Here is a 16,070-nt window from a genome sequence, read left to right as displayed (position 1 = left end):
TTCGCTTACTGCTTGTCGGCCACCTGCGGCACTTGCGGCAATGCCGCGCCTTTTGGCCAGAGCATCCAGATCTGCCCTTGCTGCTTCATGTCACCGGCCAGTTGCCCGGCGGCATCACCGGTACCCCAGAACAGATCCGCACGAACCTCGCCGGCAATGGCGCCGCCGGTGTCCTGCGCAGCGACGGGGCGTACCAGTGGCGTGCCGTCAGGGCGGGTGGTCGACAGCCATAACAGGCTGCCCAGCGGGATCACCTTGCGATCGACCGCCGCGCTGTAACCGGCGGTCAGCGGCACATTCAACGAGCCGCGCGGGCCTTCGTTACTGTCCGGATTTCGGGTGAAGAACACGTAGCTCGGGTTACTGCCCAGCAATTCCGGAATGCGCGACGGGTTGGCCTTGGCCCAGTTGCTGATCGCGCCCATGGTCACGTCTTCTTTCTTCAGCTCGCCCTGCTCCACCAGCCAGCGGCCGATCGGCCGGTACGGATGACCGTTCTGGTCGGCGTAGGCGATGCGCAGTTGCCGGCCGTCCTCGGTCTGAATCCTCCCTGAACCCTGGATCTGCAGGAATTGCAGGTTCATCGGATCGGTCAGCCACGCCACCACTGGCGCCTTGACCCCTTTGCTCTGGATGGTCGCGGCGTCGTCGTAAGGTTTGAGTACACGACCTTCGAGGCGTCCGCGCAGGCGCTTGCCTTTCAACTCCGGGTAAATGCTGTCCAGGGAGACGATGATCATGTCTTCAGGCACGCCATACACCGGTACATTGGCGGTTGCGGTTTGCGTCAGGCTGCCGGGGTAGACCGGTTCGTAGTAACCGGTGATCAGGCCGTTGGGATTGTCGTGCTCGGCGCGCAGACCGAAGACGTCGAGGTGTTGCTTGAGGAAGCTGCGGATGTCGCCGGCGCTTTGCGGCACGTTGGCCGCCGCTGCGCAGGTAGCGCCCCAGATCGGGTCAGCCTTGAGCCGGGTGCAGGCACTGCGCCACGAACCGAAACCGGCCACCAGATCGTTGTCGGAAACCGCAGGCAGGGCTTCCCAGGTGGCGCTGGAGTAAGTGGCCAGTGCGTGGGTTTTCGGCTTGGCACTGTCGCCCCCGGTGCAGCCGGCGAGGATGGCCAGCAGCGGCAGGGTTGCGATGAGTGGGTGACGCCAGGCCTTGAAACGGCTGTTCATGGAGAATTTCCTGTGTCGGTTGCAGGCGTGCTCCATGCGCGCCTGCAACCCGTATTATTAATAGGGCTATTGGTGTTTGGCGGTGACGCGAGGATACTGGCCGCCGAATTCCGTGACCTGAAGCCACCATGACTCTTAAAAGACTTTCCGTTGTATTGCTGGCCTGTCTGACCTTGTCCGCCTGCGGTGGTGTCGACCCCAATTCTCCACTGGGCCAGCGCAAGGCGATCTTCAAGCAGATGCTCAAGACCGGCGAAGACCTGGGCGGCATGCTGCGCGGGCGCATTGCCTTCGACGGACCGAAATTCACGGAAGGCGCGATCAAGCTCGATGCACTGTCCCATGAACCGTGGAAGCATTTCCCTTCGGTGCGCGAAGAAGATCACACCAGTGCCAAGGACGATGTCTGGAAGAGGCAGGCACGTTTCCAGGAAATGGCCCGCACCCTTGAGACCGCCACCGGTGAACTGGTGATCGCCAGCAAGGTCCAGCCGTACAAGGCCAGCAACCTGGGGCCGGCGGTGCAGAAGGTCGAAGATGCCTGCAGTGCCTGTCATAAAGAGTTTCGCGACCACTGATGTTCAAGGGATCACAGTCTTTGGCTGTGATCCCTGGCTTTCTTACTTGTCCAGTTCGTCCAGCGCGTCCTGCAATTCCTTGCGCGACTCGGCGAGCTTGTTCTTGCGCTTGTCGATTTTCTCCGGGTCGCCTTTCTTCATGGCCTTGTCGAGATCGGCCTGACGCTTGCTCACTTCGTGCTTGGCGTCGAGCACCTTGTTTTCACGTTCCTTTTTCAGGCCGGCGTCGGTGCAGTGTTCGGTGACTTCGCGCAGGGCGGTTTCGAGACCGGCCTGCTGGTCGGCGTTGCCGCGGGATTTGGCCTGTTCGATCTGATTGATGATGCCTTGCTTCTTGGCAGCACAACCGGTCAGGCCCGGGGCGTCTTCGCCTGCCATCGCGGGTGCGGCCATTACGCCGCAAAGAGTCAGCATGGCGAGCGGTGCGAGAAATTTCATAAAAGCTCCATGTGCGAAGGCAATCGGGTCGGGAAGGCACTGCGCTGTTGGAGCGCTTCGGCGACCGTTGGGTTCCCGGCTTGCCGGGATGCATGTTCAGAAGCCGTCGATTCCGGCGGCGCGTAAGGTTTCACTCAGGGCCAGCACCTGCGGGTCGCGGAAAAAAGCGCTCAATTGCGCTGCGCGACCCGGGCCGATTCCGGGTTCTGCCTGCCATTGTTCGGTATTCCGTTGTGCCAGCGCTTGCCATGAATCAGCCAAAGAGGCCTGGCCGGTCGGCGGCAACCCCAGGGCTTTGAGCCATTGGGTGAACGGCCGCTGGCGAGCGCTGTGAAAACTGTGGTGCAGGCGGGCGCTGCTGCGCTCGCCGAGGCCGGCAATCTTAGCAAGCTCTGGCTCCTCGAGGGTCAACCAATCCAGCAGGCTGTTCAGTCGGCCTGTATCCAGAAGTTTCTCCCACGTGCCGCGTCCGACATGGGGCAGTGCCAGCCCCTGTTTGCCACCAAGCCAGGTCAGACGCGCTAGGAACTGGCTCTCGCATCCGGGCGTCGGTTGCCAGCAGCTCAGGGGGTGAAAGTCGCTGGCGAGAGGAACGTTCAACTCGACGCGCTCCGTGCTGCGCAGCACAACGCTGTCCAGTCGCGGAATTGTCAGCCCGGCCAGACTGATCGCGACTTGGTCGCCGGGGCGAATATCCAGTTCCTGCCAGCGTTTGAGTGAGCTGACGCTGACTCGTTTGATCTGGCGGTCATCGAGCCTGACCGGCGCCAGCTCCAGCACGGGGGTGATGCGCCCGGTTCGGCCGATCTTGAAATTGACCTTGCGCACATCGGCCAGAGCCTGGGCGAACGGATACTTCCAGGCCACGGCCCAGTAAGGCGAGCGCGCCTGCCAGCGTTCGGCAGGGGGACGCTGACTCTGACGCAATACGACACCGTCGCTGGCGAAAGGCAGTGGCGAGCGATACCAGTGATCGCGCCACTGCTGCGCATCGGCAAGACCGCTGACGGGGTGGCTGTAAGATTCCGTGGTTACGAAACCCAATGCGGCCAATCCTGTGATGCGATCTCTCAGGCTGCTCGGCCCCAACGGCCAGTCCCAGACAAAAAGCCCGATGCCCGCTGCCTTTTCGGCACTCAAGTCCTTGCGTCCCATCAGGCCGGCGACTGTCGCGCGGGCGTTGGCGCTACCGATGCGGGCCTGGATATGGTCGTTCAGTCGCCAATACAGTTCGCCCTGCACCGACAGATCCAGAGGTTGTGTCAGTTTCTGGGGAATGGCGCTGATTTTCTGTGCCGATGCGGTCCAGTCCTGCCCGCGAATGCCGTCGCCGCGACTGATCGCCTGCTGCAACCGCCCGGAGCGATAGATCAGCGTGACGGCCACGCCGTCGACCTTGGGTTGTACCCAGACCTCTTTGCGGTCGCGCAACCAGGCTTCGATGTCCGCTGCATCGTGAAGTTTGTCGAGACCGGTATGGGCGATCGGATGCGCGACCGGCCCCGATGCAGTCCGTAACGGCTTGGACGGTGATGGAAGCTTGAAACACTCGCGCCATTCGCCGAGCCGGATACGGGACTGGTCATAAAGTTCGTCGGCAATGATCGACCGGCCTTTGCGGTGATAGGCGTCGTCCCACTGGTCGATCTGTTGTTGCAGGGTGGTGATCTGGGTTCGGGCCCGGTCGGCAGCCCAGTCCGGGCAATCGCCGGCGAAGGTGCCGAGGTGGATCGAAAACAGCAGGAAAAGGAAAAACAGGCGCAGTGTGGCTAGCATCGTGAGCGTCCTTGCTCAGGGAGATACCTGAAGGCTAGACGGGATTTTCCAGCGGGCCGTTCGGCTGTTTTTCCGGGTGTTTCGCGGCCATGAAAAAGCCCCGCACGGTGAACCGTGCGGGGCTTTCTGTACTGCCAGGGAAGTTTTACAGACCGGCAGCGGAACGCAGGGCGTCGGCGCGGTCGGTTTTTTCCCAGGTGAAAGTGGAGAAGGTGTCTTCGCCAACAGTCTTGGTCTGCGGAGCACGGCCGAAGTGGCCGTAGGCTGCGGTTTCCTGGTACATCGGGTGCAGCAGGTCGAGCATGGTGGTGATCGCGTATGGACGCAGGTCGAACACTTCGCGGACCAGTTTGATGATCTTGTCATCGCTGATCTTGCCGGTGCCGAAGGTGTTCAGCGAGATCGAGGTAGGCTGGGCAACACCGATCGCGTAGGAAACCTGGATCTCGCAACGCTCGGCCAGGCCGGCAGCCACGATGTTCTTGGCAACGTAACGGCCAGCGTAGGCAGCCGAACGGTCAACCTTCGATGGATCCTTGCCGGAGAACGCGCCACCGCCGTGACGGGCCATGCCGCCGTAGCTGTCGACGATGATCTTGCGACCGGTCAGACCGCAGTCGCCCACCGGGCCGCCGATGATGAACTGGCCGGTCGGGTTGATGTGGAACTGGGTGTCCTTGCTCAGCAGTTCGGCAGGCAGCACGTGCTTGACGATCAGCTCCATCACGCCTTCGCGCAGGTCTTTGTACGACACTTCAGGGTTGTGCTGGGTCGACAGAACCACGGCGTCGATACCCACAACCTTGCCGCCTTCGTAACGGCAGGTCACTTGCGACTTGGCATCCGGACGCAGCCAAGGCAGCAGACCCGATTTACGGGCTTCGGCCTGACGCTGCACCAGTTGGTGCGAGAAGGTGATCGGTGCCGGCATCAGCACGTCGGTTTCGTTGCTGGCGTAGCCGAACATCAGGCCCTGGTCGCCGGCGCCCTGATCTTCAGGCTTGGCGCGGTCGACACCCTGGTTGATGTCAGGGGACTGCTTGCCGATGATGTTCATCACGCCGCAGGTGGCACCGTCGAAGCCGACTTCGGAGCTGGTGTAGCCGATGTCGCAGATCACGTCACGAACGATCTGCTCCAGGTCGACCCAGGCGCTGGTGGTCACTTCACCGGCAACGATGGCCACGCCAGTCTTGACCAGGGTTTCCACCGCAACGCGTGCGTGCTTGTCCTGGGCGATGATGGCGTCCAGCACTGCATCGGAAATCTGGTCGGCGATTTTGTCCGGATGTCCTTCAGACACGGACTCGGAGGTGAAGAGGGAGTATTCGCTCATCTCGATGTTTTCCTGAATTTACCGATGGTGAGTGTCGCCAGCCGGCCGCTGAAAGTGGCGGACCTGGATCTGGAAACCATTGCGTAAGCCTACATAGAGGCTTTCCCCGGGAACGAGTCCCGCAGCGGTGGCCCAACGGGCCAGATCGTCCTGTTCAAACCCCAACCACAGATCACCGCAGGCCTCCCTGGCCCAACTCTGGTTGTGGCTACATAACTCTGTCACGAGCAGGCTACCGCCCGGTTGCAGCAGGCTGGCCATGTGCTTGAGCGCTTCGGCCGGCGCGGCGAAATGGTGCAACACCATGTTCAATACCACGCAATCGGCCTGAAGGCTTGTGCCATTCAATGCATCGGCCAATTGCAGGCTGACGTTAGCCAGCCGTTCACGAACGCATACCTGACGCGCCAGTTCGAGCATCGCCGCACTGTTGTCCAGAGCGGTTACGGTGCCGAAGCGGCGTGCCAGTTCCGGGAGGAATGCTCCATCGCCGGGGCCGACTTCGATGGCCGAGGCTGCCCCATCGAAATTCAGTTTGTCGAGCAGGGCCAGCACGCTGTCACGGTACTGCGGCAGGCCGGCAATCAAGTCTTGCTGGGCACGGAATTTTTCCGCGACCCGGGCGAAAAAGTCCTGGCTGGCAGCGGCCCGCTGTCCGTGGACCTGGCCAATGCGTGCCTGCACATCGTCCGGCAGGTCCAGATTGTCGACTTCTTCTAACAAAGCGCTGTGCAACTTGCCGCCCAGAAGTTCGGTATGGGGCAGGGCGCGGCGATAGAAAATCGCGTTGCCTTCGCGGCGGGTCGCCACCAGATCCGCCTGTGCCAGCACTTTGAGGTGGTGGCTCATGCCGGACTGACCGATACCGAAAATCTGCGCCAGTTCCAATACGCCGAACGAATCGTTGGCCAGGGCACGCAATACATTCAGCCGCAGCGGATCGCCGCCGGCCTTGCACAGGGCCGCCAGCTCGTCGCAATCGTCATGGCGAATGGAAGGCACACGTAAATTCATAGGGCCGCAGTCTAGTGACGGCCGAAAAACACCGCAAGAGCAATATCAAAAAGTTTTGATATTGCTCGATAGATGGCACTTCTCGACAACCCGCCAACTCTACAAACGAACAGCGGAAAGGTTTCACCAACCGAATCCGATGTTATCCATGGGAAAAACGCCTCCGGATGACTATCTGTCATTGCCCCGAGGCGCTCGGGTGAGGGAAAATGCCCTCCTTTTTTCCGTTTCAATCTATTCACACCCAGGAGATCAGCGATGCCTAGCCGTCGTGAGCGTGCCAACGCCATTCGTGCCCTCAGCATGGATGCCGTGCAAAAAGCCAACAGCGGCCATCCCGGTGCCCCCATGGGTATGGCAGATATCGCCGAAGTGCTTTGGCGCGACTACCTCAAACACAACCCGAGCAATCCATCGTTCGCCGACCGTGACCGCTTCGTGCTGTCCAACGGTCACGGTTCGATGTTGATCTACTCGCTGCTGCACCTGACCGGTTACGACCTGTCGATCGACGACCTGAAACAATTCCGTCAACTGCACAGCCGTACTCCAGGCCACCCGGAATTCGGTTACACCCCGGGCGTCGAGACCACCACCGGCCCGCTGGGTCAGGGTCTGGCCAACGCCGTGGGCTTCGCCCTGGCTGAAAAGGTACTGGGTGCGCAGTTCAACCGTCCCGGCCACAACATCGTCGACCACCACACCTACGTGTTCCTGGGTGATGGCTGCATGATGGAAGGCATTTCCCACGAAGTCGCTTCCCTGGCCGGTACCCTGGGCCTGGGCAAGCTGATCGCCTTCTACGATGACAACGGCATCTCCATCGACGGCGAAGTCGAAGGCTGGTTCACCGACGACACGCCGAAGCGTTTCGAGTCCTACAACTGGCAAGTGATCCGCAATGTCGACGGTCACGATCCGGAAGAGATCAAGACCGCCATCGAGACCGCGCGCAAGAGCCCGCTGCCGACCCTGATCTGCTGCAAGACCACCATCGGTTTCGGTTCGCCGAACAAGCAAGGCAAGGAAGATTGCCACGGCGCCCCGCTGGGTGATGCGGAAATCGCCCTGACCCGTCAGGCGCTGAACTGGAACCACGGCCCGTTCGAAATCCCGGCCGACATCTATGCCGAGTGGGATGCCAAGGAAAAAGGCCGCGCTGTAGAAGCCGAATGGGACCAGCGTTTCGCTGCCTACTCCGCCGCTTTCCCGACCGATGCCAACGAGCTGATCCGTCGCCTGAGCGGCGAGCTGCCGGCCGACTTCTCCGAGAAGGCTGACGCCTACATCGCCGAAGTTGCGGCCAAAGGCGAAACCATCGCCAGCCGTAAAGCCAGCCAGAACGCCCTGAATGCGTTCGGCCCGCTGCTGCCGGAAGTGCTGGGCGGTTCGGCTGACCTGGCCGGTTCCAACCTGACCCTGTGGAAAGGCTGCAAAGGCGTCAGCGCCGAAGACGCCAGCGGCAACTACATGTACTACGGCGTGCGCGAATTCGGCATGACCGCGATCATGAACGGTGTTGCCCTGCACGGCGGTCTGGTGCCTTACGGCGCGACCTTCCTGATGTTCATGGAATACGCCCGCAACGCAGTGCGCATGTCCGCGCTGATGAAGCAGCGTGTGATCCACGTCTACACCCACGACTCCATCGGTCTGGGCGAAGACGGCCCGACGCACCAGCCGATCGAGCAACTGACCAGCCTGCGCAGCACGCCGAACCTCGACACCTGGCGTCCAGCCGATGCCGTTGAATCGGCCGTGGCCTGGAAAAACGCACTGGAGCGCAAGGACGGCCCGTCGGCGCTGATCTTCTCGCGTCAGAACCTGCAGCACCAGACCCGCGATGCCGGCCAGATCGCCGACATCCGCCGTGGTGGCTATGTGCTGAAGGACTGCGCAGGCGAGCCTGAGCTGATCCTGATCGCCACCGGTTCGGAAGTCGGTCTGGCCGTTCAGGCCTACGACAAGCTGACCGAGCAGGGCCGCAAGGTGCGCGTGGTTTCCATGCCGTGCACCAGCGCGTTCGACGCTCAGGACGCCAGCTACAAGCAATCGGTCCTGCCGTTGCAGGTTGGCGCGCGTATCGCGATCGAAGCGGCCCACGCCGACTTCTGGTTCAAGTACGTGGGTCTGGAAGGTCGCGTGATCGGCATGACCACCTACGGCGAATCGGCTCCGGCTTCGGCACTGTTCGAAGAGTTCGGCTTCACCCTGGAAAACATCCTGGGTCAGGCTGAAGAGCTGCTGGAAGACTGATCCAGAAATTGTGTTGATCGGGCTGCCGCCAATCGCGAGCAGGCTCGCTCCCACAGGGAATTTGTTGTGTGACACAAACAGTGTTCACAGCAAAGACCCAATGTGGGAGCGAGCCTGCTCGCGATAGCGGTGGTTCGAACAACAATGCAATAACGGATACACCACGGTAATCGAGAACCCCATGCCTCAACCGCGTCCCTACAAAGTTGCACTCAACGGCTACGGCCGGATTGGTCGTTGTGTCTTGCGTGCATTGTTCGAGCGAGGCTCGGCGGCAGGGTTTGAAATTGTCGCGATCAACGACCTGGCCGACATGGCCAGCATCGAATACCTGACACGCTTCGACTCCACTCACGGCCGGTTCCCCGGCGAAGTGAAGGTCGACGGCGATTGTCTGCATATCAATGGCAACTGCGTGAAGGTCCTGCGCAGTGCCACTCCCGAAGGCATCGATTGGGCGTCGCTGGGCGTCGATCTGGTGCTCGAATGCTCCGGCGCCTGGCACACCCGCGCAGACGGCCAGCGTTTCCTCGACGCCGGCGCGCCACGAGTGCTGTTTTCGCAGCCGATGGCCAGCGAGGCGGATGTCGACGCCACCATCGTCTACGGCGTCAATCAGGATTGTCTGACCGGCGACGAACTGCTGGTGTCCAACGCTTCCTGCACCACCAACTGCGGCGTGCCGCTGTTGCGTCTGCTGGACAAGGCGATCGGCCTGGAATTCGTGTCGATCACCACGATCCACTCGGCGATGAACGATCAGCCGGTGATCGACGCCTATCACCACGAAGACCTGCGCCGCACCCGTTCGGCGTTCCAGTCGGTGATCCCGGTATCCACTGGTCTGGCGCGTGGTATCGAGCGCCTGCTGCCGGAACTTGCCGGGCGAATTCAGGCCAAAGCCGTACGCGTGCCGACGGTCAACGTGTCCTGCCTCGACATCACGATGCAGACCGCCAGCGACACCGACGCCGGCGAGGTCAACCGGATCCTGCGCGACGCCGCCACCAGCGGCCCGCTCAAAGGTCTGCTGGCCTACACCGAGCTTCCCCATGCTAGCTGTGATTTTAATCATGACCCACATTCGGCCATCGTCGATGCCAGTCAGACCCGCGTTTCCGGCCCTCGGCTGGTGAACATCCTGGCCTGGTTCGACAACGAATGGGGTTTTGCCAACCGAATGCTGGATGTTGCAGAACACTATCTGCAGACAGCGACTTCAAAAAAACCGTAGGAAGTGCGACCCATGACCGTGTTGAAGATGTCCGACCTCGATCTGCAAGGTAAGCGCGTATTGATCCGCGAAGACCTCAACGTCCCAGTCAAGGACGGTGTTGTCACCAGCGATGCGCGTATCCTGGCTTCGCTGCCGACCATCAAGCTGGCCCTGGAAAAAGGCGCGGCCGTGATGGTCTGCTCGCACCTGGGTCGTCCGACCGAAGGCGAGTTCTCTGCCGAGAACAGCCTCAAGCCAGTCGCCGACTACCTGAGCAAGGCCCTGGGCCGCGAAGTGCCGCTGGTGGCCGACTACCTGGGCGGCGTTGACGTCAAGGCCGGCGACATCGTGCTGTTCGAAAACGTGCGCTTCAACAAGGGCGAGAAAAAGAACGCCGACGAACTGGCCCAGCAATACGCCGCCCTGTGCGACGTGTTCGTGATGGACGCTTTCGGCACTGCTCACCGCGCCGAAGGTTCGACCCACGGCGTCGCCAAGTTCGCCAAAGTCGCCGCTGCCGGCCCGCTGCTGGCTGCTGAGCTCGAAGCACTGGGCAAAGCCCTGGGCGCACCGGCCAAGCCGATGGCGGCCATCGTTGCCGGTTCCAAGGTCTCGACCAAACTCGACGTCCTGAACAGCCTCAGCCAGATCTGCGATCAACTGATCGTCGGCGGCGGCATCGCCAACACCTTCCTCGCGGCGGCCGGTCACCCGGTCGGCAAGTCCCTCTACGAGCCGGATCTGCTGGACACCGCGCGCGCCATCGCCGCCAAGGTCAGCGTGCCGCTGCCGGTGGACGTGGTAGTTGCCAAGGAATTCGCTGAAAGCGCCGAAGCGACCGTGAAGCTGATCGCTGACGTCGCTGCCGACGACATGATTCTCGACATCGGCCCGCAAACCGCGGCCAACTTCGCTGAACTGCTGAAGTCGTCGAAAACCATCCTGTGGAACGGTCCGGTCGGCGTGTTCGAATTCGACCAGTTTGGCAACGGCACCAAAGTGCTGGCCGAAGCCATCGCCGAAAGCGCGGCGTTCTCGATTGCCGGCGGTGGCGACACCCTGGCGGCCATCGATAAATATGGCGTGGCTGAAAAGATCTCCTACATTTCCACCGGCGGTGGCGCGTTCCTCGAGTTCGTCGAAGGCAAGGTGCTGCCGGCCGTTGAAGTCCTGGAAAGCCGGGCCAAGGCCTGAGGCCGCCCGTTTGGCCAGGCAAAGGAGTGTTCAGATGGTCAAGTCGTTAGCGCTGTTGTTGCTGACCGGTACGCTGGCGGCCTGCGGGAGTAACCCGAAGGCCGAGGCGACACCGGCACCGGGCGAGGCACAGAAAGGCTGCTACCAGGCCGACTGGCAGGCAGAAACCAACCCGGTGCTCAACAAGCGCTCGGGGCCGGAAGGCCTGGACAAGTACGAGACGCAAACCCCGGCCAAGGAACATGGTTGTCCTTGACCGGTCTGACTCTTTACTCAAGTCCGGCGGCGTGCGCTGCCGGTCGAGGAACACGGATGAAAGGCCTGATCGCCGTTGCGGCACTCGGATTGTTGGGTGGTTGCGCGCAGTGGAACCCGTTCCAGTCGTCCGCCCCTGTGGATAACTGGACCACCTGGACCTGCGACAGCCAGGCCAAGGTGCTGTGGCGCTTTACCGACGCCGGCCAGAAGGAAGTCGATGTGCGACTGGGCGGTGGCGATCAGGTCTATCACCTGAAAGAAGAGCCGGGTGCCTCGGGCGCGTTGTACAGCGACGACATGCTGGCGTTTCACATCAAAGGTAATGAAGGCCTGGTCTACTGGGTCGCTACCAATGATCTGATCGGCCGGGGCTGCAAAGCCGAATAAAACAGAATCTGCTTTATCGAATCACCAGGCCGGGCCTCAACCCCCGATCTGCAATCACTTGAATAGCCGCCGCCGCTCCGGCAGGCTGGCACGATTAACGACCCAAACCGGGAGAGACACACACAATGGCACTTATCAGCATGCGCCAGATGCTGGACCACGCAGCCGAGTTCGGCTACGGCGTTCCAGCCTTCAACGTCAACAACCTTGAGCAGATGCGCGCCATCATGGAAGCCGCTGACAAGACTGACTCCCCGGTGATCGTTCAGGCTTCGGCCGGTGCCCGCAAATACGCCGGCGCCCCGTTCCTGCGTCACCTGATCCTGGCGGCGATCGAAGAGTTCCCGCACATCCCGGTGTGCATGCACCAGGACCACGGCACCAGCCCTGACGTCTGCCAGCGCTCGATCCAACTGGGCTTCAGCTCGGTAATGATGGACGGCTCCCTCGGCGAAGACGGCAAGACCCCGACCGACTACGAATACAACGTCCGCGTAACCCAACAAACCGTGGCCATGGCTCACGCCTGCGGCGTTTCGGTAGAAGGCGAGCTGGGCTGCCTGGGTTCGCTGGAAACCGGCATGGCCGGTGAAGAAGACGGCATCGGCGCCGAAGGCGTTCTGGACCACAGCCAGATGCTGACCGACCCGGAAGAAGCCGCTGACTTCGTCAAGAAGACTCAGGTCGACGCCCTGGCCATCGCCATCGGCACCAGCCACGGCGCCTACAAGTTCACCAAGCCGCCTACCGGCGACGTGCTGGCCATCGACCGCATCAAGGAAATCCACAAACGCATCCCGAACACCCACCTGGTGATGCACGGTTCCTCGTCGGTACCACAAGAGTGGCTGGCGATCATCAACCAGTACGGCGGCGACATCAAAGAAACCTACGGCGTACCGGTTGAAGAAATCGTCGAAGGCATCAAGCACGGCGTGCGCAAGGTCAACATCGACACCGACCTGCGCCTGGCATCCACCGGCGCCATGCGTCGCCTGATGGCCACCAACCCGAGCGAATTCGACCCACGTAAATTCTTCGGCGAAACCGTCAAGGCCATGCGCGATGTATGTATCGCTCGTTACGAAGCATTCGGCACTGCCGGCAACGCATCGAAGATCAAGCCGATCTCGCTGGAAAGCATGTATCAGCGTTATCTGAAGGGTGAGTTGAACGCCAAGGTCAATTGAGACTGGGTGTTGAGCTGATTTAAAAGAAACCCGCCGTGAGGCGGGTTTCTTTTTGCCTGAATTTTCATGGCAAGCTCATATTTCTGTTGGGTGAAATGTCACCTGTAACGGACAAAATCTGGATTGGATTGGCCATAAGTCCGATATGGGTGATATTTTCATCGTCTGCGCAGCTTGTAGCAGTTTTAGTGTGAGGCTGGCGGTTAAAAAATCCGTTCCCTTTTGCTCAATGCGTAAGTCTTATCCAAAGAGGTCCAAGTCCAGCCACATATGGTCCCGGAAGTCTGTACGGATCGCCTGATCAATTGTATTCCAGAAAAAATGAAGGCAGATTTTTTGGCGATTAGCTGATTAATAAATCTACCTTCTCTCTAAGGGTTGTCGAGTGCAGGTACCTGATTATTGACCGCACGCGATCGCGACTACCAATCCCGATGAGTGAACGTTGATATGAACGCGATCAGGAATCAAGTTATAAGGGGTGGGGTACAACCCTCTGTTATCACCCCGGCTTACCCATGATGCCGATGCACCTGTGATTGCTTTGATATTTGCCTCCGTAGCGCCATTGGTACCAAATGGCACACCAATATACTGATTAAGTGCTGACAAGGCTGCCGGGCTAGTAGAGTCGCAGGCAGCATTGGCTTGGATAATTGTGCAAGAGAACAAGATTGATCCGGTTAGGAGTATGTTGTTCATAGTCAGGTATCGATAGGTCATGATTTTTGTCCGAGTAATGAATAGTTTTCCTTAGCAGCGTTGATGCTAGGGTGGTGGGGTTATTGCTATCGTAAATAGCAATTTATCATATGCGGTTTAATTGGTTGTTAAGGTTGCATCAAGCATCACTGCCGTTTTTGCAACCATACTCTGGCTCGTTCAGCGTTATATGTTCTAGTCTTGCTTGAGATGAAGGCTGATCGGTAGATGGGGACTACGCCAGCATAAGAGATATCACCTCCTGGATCTTGATGGAAGTTGTAGATGTTGATTGTTGATTCGCCGGATGTGGATATATAGCTAGAAATAGATCCATCTTCGAGTTGAATCGGTGTGAGAAAGATTGGTGCGTATGACTCTATATGTACGATGCTGTTAATCTCGTAGATAGAGAGGTTGTAAATTTTTTTATCGAGTGTTTCAATGTGCACCTCCTTTGTCGTGGGGTCGGCCCAGATATCGATCGCTGTAAAAGTACCTTGTGAGGTACGTATCTCAAGTATGTCACCGGGGTCAGGTGAAACAAAGATTTTTGAAGCTCTGGAAATGAATGCCATAAGGCCCTCAACTCAGCCCCACGTTCGTAATTTAAAAGACAATCACAAGGCCATGGGGCTGTATTGCCAGTTTGAAAGTTTTCTGGACTAACCCAGAACCAGAACATCCACCGGCCTTAAGAAAGATGGCGTGGTGAAATCAGCAGGTAAAAGGAAAGTACAATCTTTCACTAAAAAAGCACGGGGCCTGCCTGCGGTTGATGCTCCTTGAGCGATAAAAGCTCCAGCTTTTCTATCAAAGCTTACTAGTTTTACGTCTTCGTATATGCTCGTGCTTGTTTGGAATGTAACTGTGTCGCCCACTTCGAGGGCGAGATTGAAGCCTAGAAAGTTGGTAGTTTGCATGATGGATGGTCCAGTATTTAGTTTGTTTGATTTGTGATCGCGATAATGGGTAAGGTTGTATCTAGTTTTCTGCCCAAAACGTTAAAAGTTGATCCTGGTGCATTAACGTATGGGTTGTACATGTTGTTGTTGTAGATTTCATAGTTGTTAATTGTGGAATAAGGTGCGTATATATAAATTCTGTTCGTCTTCGCATCAACTTTTGTAACGGCCCCAGTGGCTTCTTCGAGAACTTCTATTGTGCCTCCCTGCATGTCGACAGCTCTAAGGGTTGCCTTGCGCGCAATTTGTCCTTTTGCCCCAAAAAAAAGCAACCACCCCAGCGGAACCCACGCAACCCCCTGAGTAGGCTGTACAGGTGTCGGAGGCGGTGGTGCGGACGGGAAAATAACTGGGCCTTGATTAATGATGGTTGAATCCGGCGCATAAATAGTTGCCATTTTTATAACTCCATTTTGTTTGCTGAGACTTGATTTTTCTAGCTTTCTTGATGTTGTACTACTGTCAGAAATTACAGTTTTTTAGAATATTAATTCGATTTCTTCTCCTCGGTTATTTCGTTTTTTCATAAGTCTGCATGTAAATATTTAATCTCGCGGATTGAATTGATGGACGGCGCCGAGCTGAATAGAGAACGGTTGCGAACATTTGATATTCGATTGGTGGACGAAATTTAGATGTTGCGTCACTTTTATTTCGTAATGAAGGTGACGCCGAACTGAAGTGCTAAGTGATATACGTGCGGAGCATTTTTTGAACCGCTTTCGCAGTTTAACTCAAAAACACTATCAAGCATTTTTCTCGCGTCTAGATTGTTAATTGTATAAATGGTTTCTGTTGCTACGCCCCCAGTTATCGGGTCGATTGCCACAGGAATTGTTGCGATGGGCATTGAGCTTGGGTTTCCGGCCAAGGGTAGCCGATCTTGATAAATATTTATTATGTCACTAACTACCCAGCTTGAATGGCGTGGAATTATTATGTTTATAGGCTGATTGTTGAATATGTCGGCGAATGAGTTTTGAGTAAAAAATGGCGGTGGGCGAAAATTCGGGGCAGCTAGTCTTGGTGCTTGGCCAATCGAAATCGGGCGAAGGGTTGGGGTAGCCATTGGAGGAATTCCTCTATTGAGATTATCTAGTCTGCTCGTGCGATTAAAATCTGATTTCTATGCCTGTCGCTCATGGTTGAATCATGTAACAGTGCATTGGCTGCTTAAGGAACTCACTACAACGTTTCCGAGTGTGTTTGTTTGAATGTAATAGACATCATACTTGCCAGGAGGAGGAACAAAGTTTGGTTCCATTATCATTTTTCCGTTTTCATTCGTTATTTTATTATTCAGCAGGCCCGCATAAAGATTCTTGGTTTTTGCTACTGGGGTAGTCGAGGGCGTTGAACCTGTAAGGTCCATATATATTTCAAATGTGTCGTCCTCGCGAGTGTTGATGTGAAAGTGGATTTGGAGTTGTAAATAGTTGATAGTTGTTAGAAGCAATGGAGGCAGCCCCACGCCAATGTTGGGTGGTGGAACTGAGGCTCCCAAGATCGAAAGTTTCGATATTGTGGATGTGGCCGGAAATGTAGGTATGGGTGGAAGCGCAGTAAAAGTTGTCATTTTAAT

At 57.9% G+C, this 16,070-nt stretch carries 16 protein-coding genes; 7 read left to right on the top strand and 9 right to left on the bottom strand.

What is annotated here, in order from left to right; translation table 11 throughout:
• Positions 1–5: 5 nt before the first annotated feature.
• Positions 6–1,178, bottom strand: a complete 1,173-nt coding sequence (gene mltA / locus ACSPX5_RS21615) for a murein transglycosylase A (RefSeq protein WP_439820224.1) — start codon at positions 1,176–1,178, stop codon at positions 6–8.
• 128 nt (positions 1,179–1,306) lie between these two features.
• Between mltA and ACSPX5_RS21610 the strand changes: the two genes are divergently transcribed.
• Positions 1,307–1,756: a c-type cytochrome gene (locus ACSPX5_RS21610; protein ID WP_169432268.1), complete on the top strand. Its 450-nt coding sequence runs from the start codon at positions 1,307–1,309 to the stop codon at positions 1,754–1,756.
• A 42-nt stretch (positions 1,757–1,798) separates the two neighbouring features.
• Here ACSPX5_RS21610 and ACSPX5_RS21605 read toward each other — a convergent pair whose 3' ends face one another.
• The 4 genes from ACSPX5_RS21605 to ACSPX5_RS21590 all read right to left on the bottom strand — a co-directional run bounded on the left by ACSPX5_RS21605 (position 1,799) and on the right by ACSPX5_RS21590 (position 6,320).
• Complete coding sequence (locus ACSPX5_RS21605) at positions 1,799–2,194, bottom strand: DUF1090 domain-containing protein (RefSeq protein ID WP_085731609.1); 396 nt, start codon at positions 2,192–2,194, stop codon at positions 1,799–1,801.
• A 96-nt stretch (positions 2,195–2,290) separates the two neighbouring features.
• Positions 2,291–3,970 carry an NAD-dependent DNA ligase LigB gene (gene ligB / locus ACSPX5_RS21600; RefSeq protein ID WP_439820223.1) on the bottom strand — a complete coding sequence of 560 codons (1,680 nt, stop codon included), beginning with the start codon at positions 3,968–3,970 and terminating at the stop codon, positions 2,291–2,293.
• 145 nt (positions 3,971–4,115) lie between these two features.
• Entirely contained in the window at positions 4,116–5,306 is a 1,191-nt protein-coding gene (gene metK, locus ACSPX5_RS21595; protein WP_027610621.1) for a methionine adenosyltransferase, read from the bottom strand.
• A gap of 18 nt (positions 5,307–5,324) precedes the next feature.
• Complete coding sequence (locus ACSPX5_RS21590) at positions 5,325–6,320, bottom strand: ArsR/SmtB family transcription factor (RefSeq protein ID WP_169432266.1); 996 nt, start codon at positions 6,318–6,320, stop codon at positions 5,325–5,327.
• Positions 6,321–6,578: 258 nt separating this feature from the next.
• Between ACSPX5_RS21590 and tkt the strand changes: the two genes are divergently transcribed.
• The 6 genes from tkt (at position 6,579) to fba (ending at position 12,821) form a co-directional block, all read left to right on the top strand.
• Positions 6,579–8,576, top strand: a complete 1,998-nt coding sequence (gene tkt / locus ACSPX5_RS21585; RefSeq protein ID WP_439820222.1) for a transketolase — start codon at positions 6,579–6,581, stop codon at positions 8,574–8,576.
• 181 nt (positions 8,577–8,757) lie between these two features.
• Complete coding sequence (gene epd / locus ACSPX5_RS21580; RefSeq protein WP_169432264.1) at positions 8,758–9,810, top strand: erythrose-4-phosphate dehydrogenase; 1,053 nt, start codon at positions 8,758–8,760, stop codon at positions 9,808–9,810.
• A 12-nt stretch (positions 9,811–9,822) separates the two neighbouring features.
• A complete protein-coding gene (locus ACSPX5_RS21575; RefSeq protein WP_169432263.1) occupies positions 9,823–10,986 on the top strand; it encodes a phosphoglycerate kinase in 1,164 nt (387 codons plus the stop codon).
• Between the two features lie 34 nt (positions 10,987–11,020).
• Positions 11,021–11,242: a hypothetical protein gene (locus tag ACSPX5_RS21570; protein WP_169432262.1), complete on the top strand. Its 222-nt coding sequence runs from the start codon at positions 11,021–11,023 to the stop codon at positions 11,240–11,242.
• Positions 11,243–11,298: 56 nt separating this feature from the next.
• Positions 11,299–11,631: an MliC family protein gene (locus ACSPX5_RS21565; RefSeq protein ID WP_207863768.1), complete on the top strand. Its 333-nt coding sequence runs from the start codon at positions 11,299–11,301 to the stop codon at positions 11,629–11,631.
• Between the two features lie 125 nt (positions 11,632–11,756).
• Positions 11,757–12,821, top strand: a complete 1,065-nt coding sequence (gene fba / locus ACSPX5_RS21560) for a class II fructose-bisphosphate aldolase (RefSeq protein WP_007959708.1) — start codon at positions 11,757–11,759, stop codon at positions 12,819–12,821.
• A gap of 848 nt (positions 12,822–13,669) precedes the next feature.
• Here the strand turns inward: fba and ACSPX5_RS21555 are convergent.
• The 4 genes from ACSPX5_RS21555 to ACSPX5_RS21540 all read right to left on the bottom strand — a co-directional run bounded on the left by ACSPX5_RS21555 (position 13,670) and on the right by ACSPX5_RS21540 (position 15,557).
• The gene (locus tag ACSPX5_RS21555; protein ID WP_323159792.1) at positions 13,670–14,101 is read right to left on the bottom strand and encodes a hypothetical protein; all 432 of its coding nucleotides are present in this window, start codon (positions 14,099–14,101) and stop codon (positions 13,670–13,672) included.
• 87 nt (positions 14,102–14,188) lie between these two features.
• Positions 14,189–14,446 carry a hypothetical protein gene (locus ACSPX5_RS21550; protein ID WP_323159793.1) on the bottom strand — a complete coding sequence of 86 codons (258 nt, stop codon included), beginning with the start codon at positions 14,444–14,446 and terminating at the stop codon, positions 14,189–14,191.
• A 17-nt stretch (positions 14,447–14,463) separates the two neighbouring features.
• The gene (locus ACSPX5_RS21545; protein ID WP_323159794.1) at positions 14,464–14,886 is read right to left on the bottom strand and encodes a hypothetical protein; all 423 of its coding nucleotides are present in this window, start codon (positions 14,884–14,886) and stop codon (positions 14,464–14,466) included.
• Positions 14,887–15,137: 251 nt separating this feature from the next.
• The gene (locus ACSPX5_RS21540) at positions 15,138–15,557 is read right to left on the bottom strand and encodes a hypothetical protein (RefSeq protein WP_323159795.1); all 420 of its coding nucleotides are present in this window, start codon (positions 15,555–15,557) and stop codon (positions 15,138–15,140) included.
• Positions 15,558–16,070: the final 513 nt, after the last annotated feature.

The sequence above is a fragment of the Pseudomonas sp. HLG18 genome, assembly GCF_051903985.1.
GTDB lineage: Bacteria > Pseudomonadota > Gammaproteobacteria > Pseudomonadales > Pseudomonadaceae > Aquipseudomonas > Aquipseudomonas fluorescens_BT.
Note: the sequence above shows the minus strand (reverse complement) of the source record. Positions and strands in the feature narration are given on the sequence as shown.

Coding starts and splice junctions, on each gene's coding strand:
- mltA (WP_439820224.1), bottom strand. CDS start 1,178: ATGAACAGCCGTTTCAAGGCCTGGCGTCACCCACTCATCGCAACCCTG.
- ACSPX5_RS21610 (WP_169432268.1), top strand. CDS start 1,307: ATGACTCTTAAAAGACTTTCCGTTGTATTGCTGGCCTGTCTGACCTTG.
- ACSPX5_RS21605 (WP_085731609.1), bottom strand. CDS start 2,194: ATGAAATTTCTCGCACCGCTCGCCATGCTGACTCTTTGCGGCGTAATG.
- ligB (WP_439820223.1), bottom strand. CDS start 3,970: ATGCTAGCCACACTGCGCCTGTTTTTCCTTTTCCTGCTGTTTTCGATC.
- metK (WP_027610621.1), bottom strand. CDS start 5,306: ATGAGCGAATACTCCCTCTTCACCTCCGAGTCCGTGTCTGAAGGACAT.
- ACSPX5_RS21590 (WP_169432266.1), bottom strand. CDS start 6,320: ATGAATTTACGTGTGCCTTCCATTCGCCATGACGATTGCGACGAGCTG.
- tkt (WP_439820222.1), top strand. CDS start 6,579: ATGCCTAGCCGTCGTGAGCGTGCCAACGCCATTCGTGCCCTCAGCATG.
- epd (WP_169432264.1), top strand. CDS start 8,758: ATGCCTCAACCGCGTCCCTACAAAGTTGCACTCAACGGCTACGGCCGG.
- ACSPX5_RS21575 (WP_169432263.1), top strand. CDS start 9,823: ATGACCGTGTTGAAGATGTCCGACCTCGATCTGCAAGGTAAGCGCGTA.
- ACSPX5_RS21570 (WP_169432262.1), top strand. CDS start 11,021: ATGGTCAAGTCGTTAGCGCTGTTGTTGCTGACCGGTACGCTGGCGGCC.
- ACSPX5_RS21565 (WP_207863768.1), top strand. CDS start 11,299: ATGAAAGGCCTGATCGCCGTTGCGGCACTCGGATTGTTGGGTGGTTGC.
- fba (WP_007959708.1), top strand. CDS start 11,757: ATGGCACTTATCAGCATGCGCCAGATGCTGGACCACGCAGCCGAGTTC.
- ACSPX5_RS21555 (WP_323159792.1), bottom strand. CDS start 14,101: ATGGCATTCATTTCCAGAGCTTCAAAAATCTTTGTTTCACCTGACCCC.
- ACSPX5_RS21550 (WP_323159793.1), bottom strand. CDS start 14,446: ATGCAAACTACCAACTTTCTAGGCTTCAATCTCGCCCTCGAAGTGGGC.
- ACSPX5_RS21545 (WP_323159794.1), bottom strand. CDS start 14,886: ATGGCAACTATTTATGCGCCGGATTCAACCATCATTAATCAAGGCCCA.
- ACSPX5_RS21540 (WP_323159795.1), bottom strand. CDS start 15,557: ATGGCTACCCCAACCCTTCGCCCGATTTCGATTGGCCAAGCACCAAGA.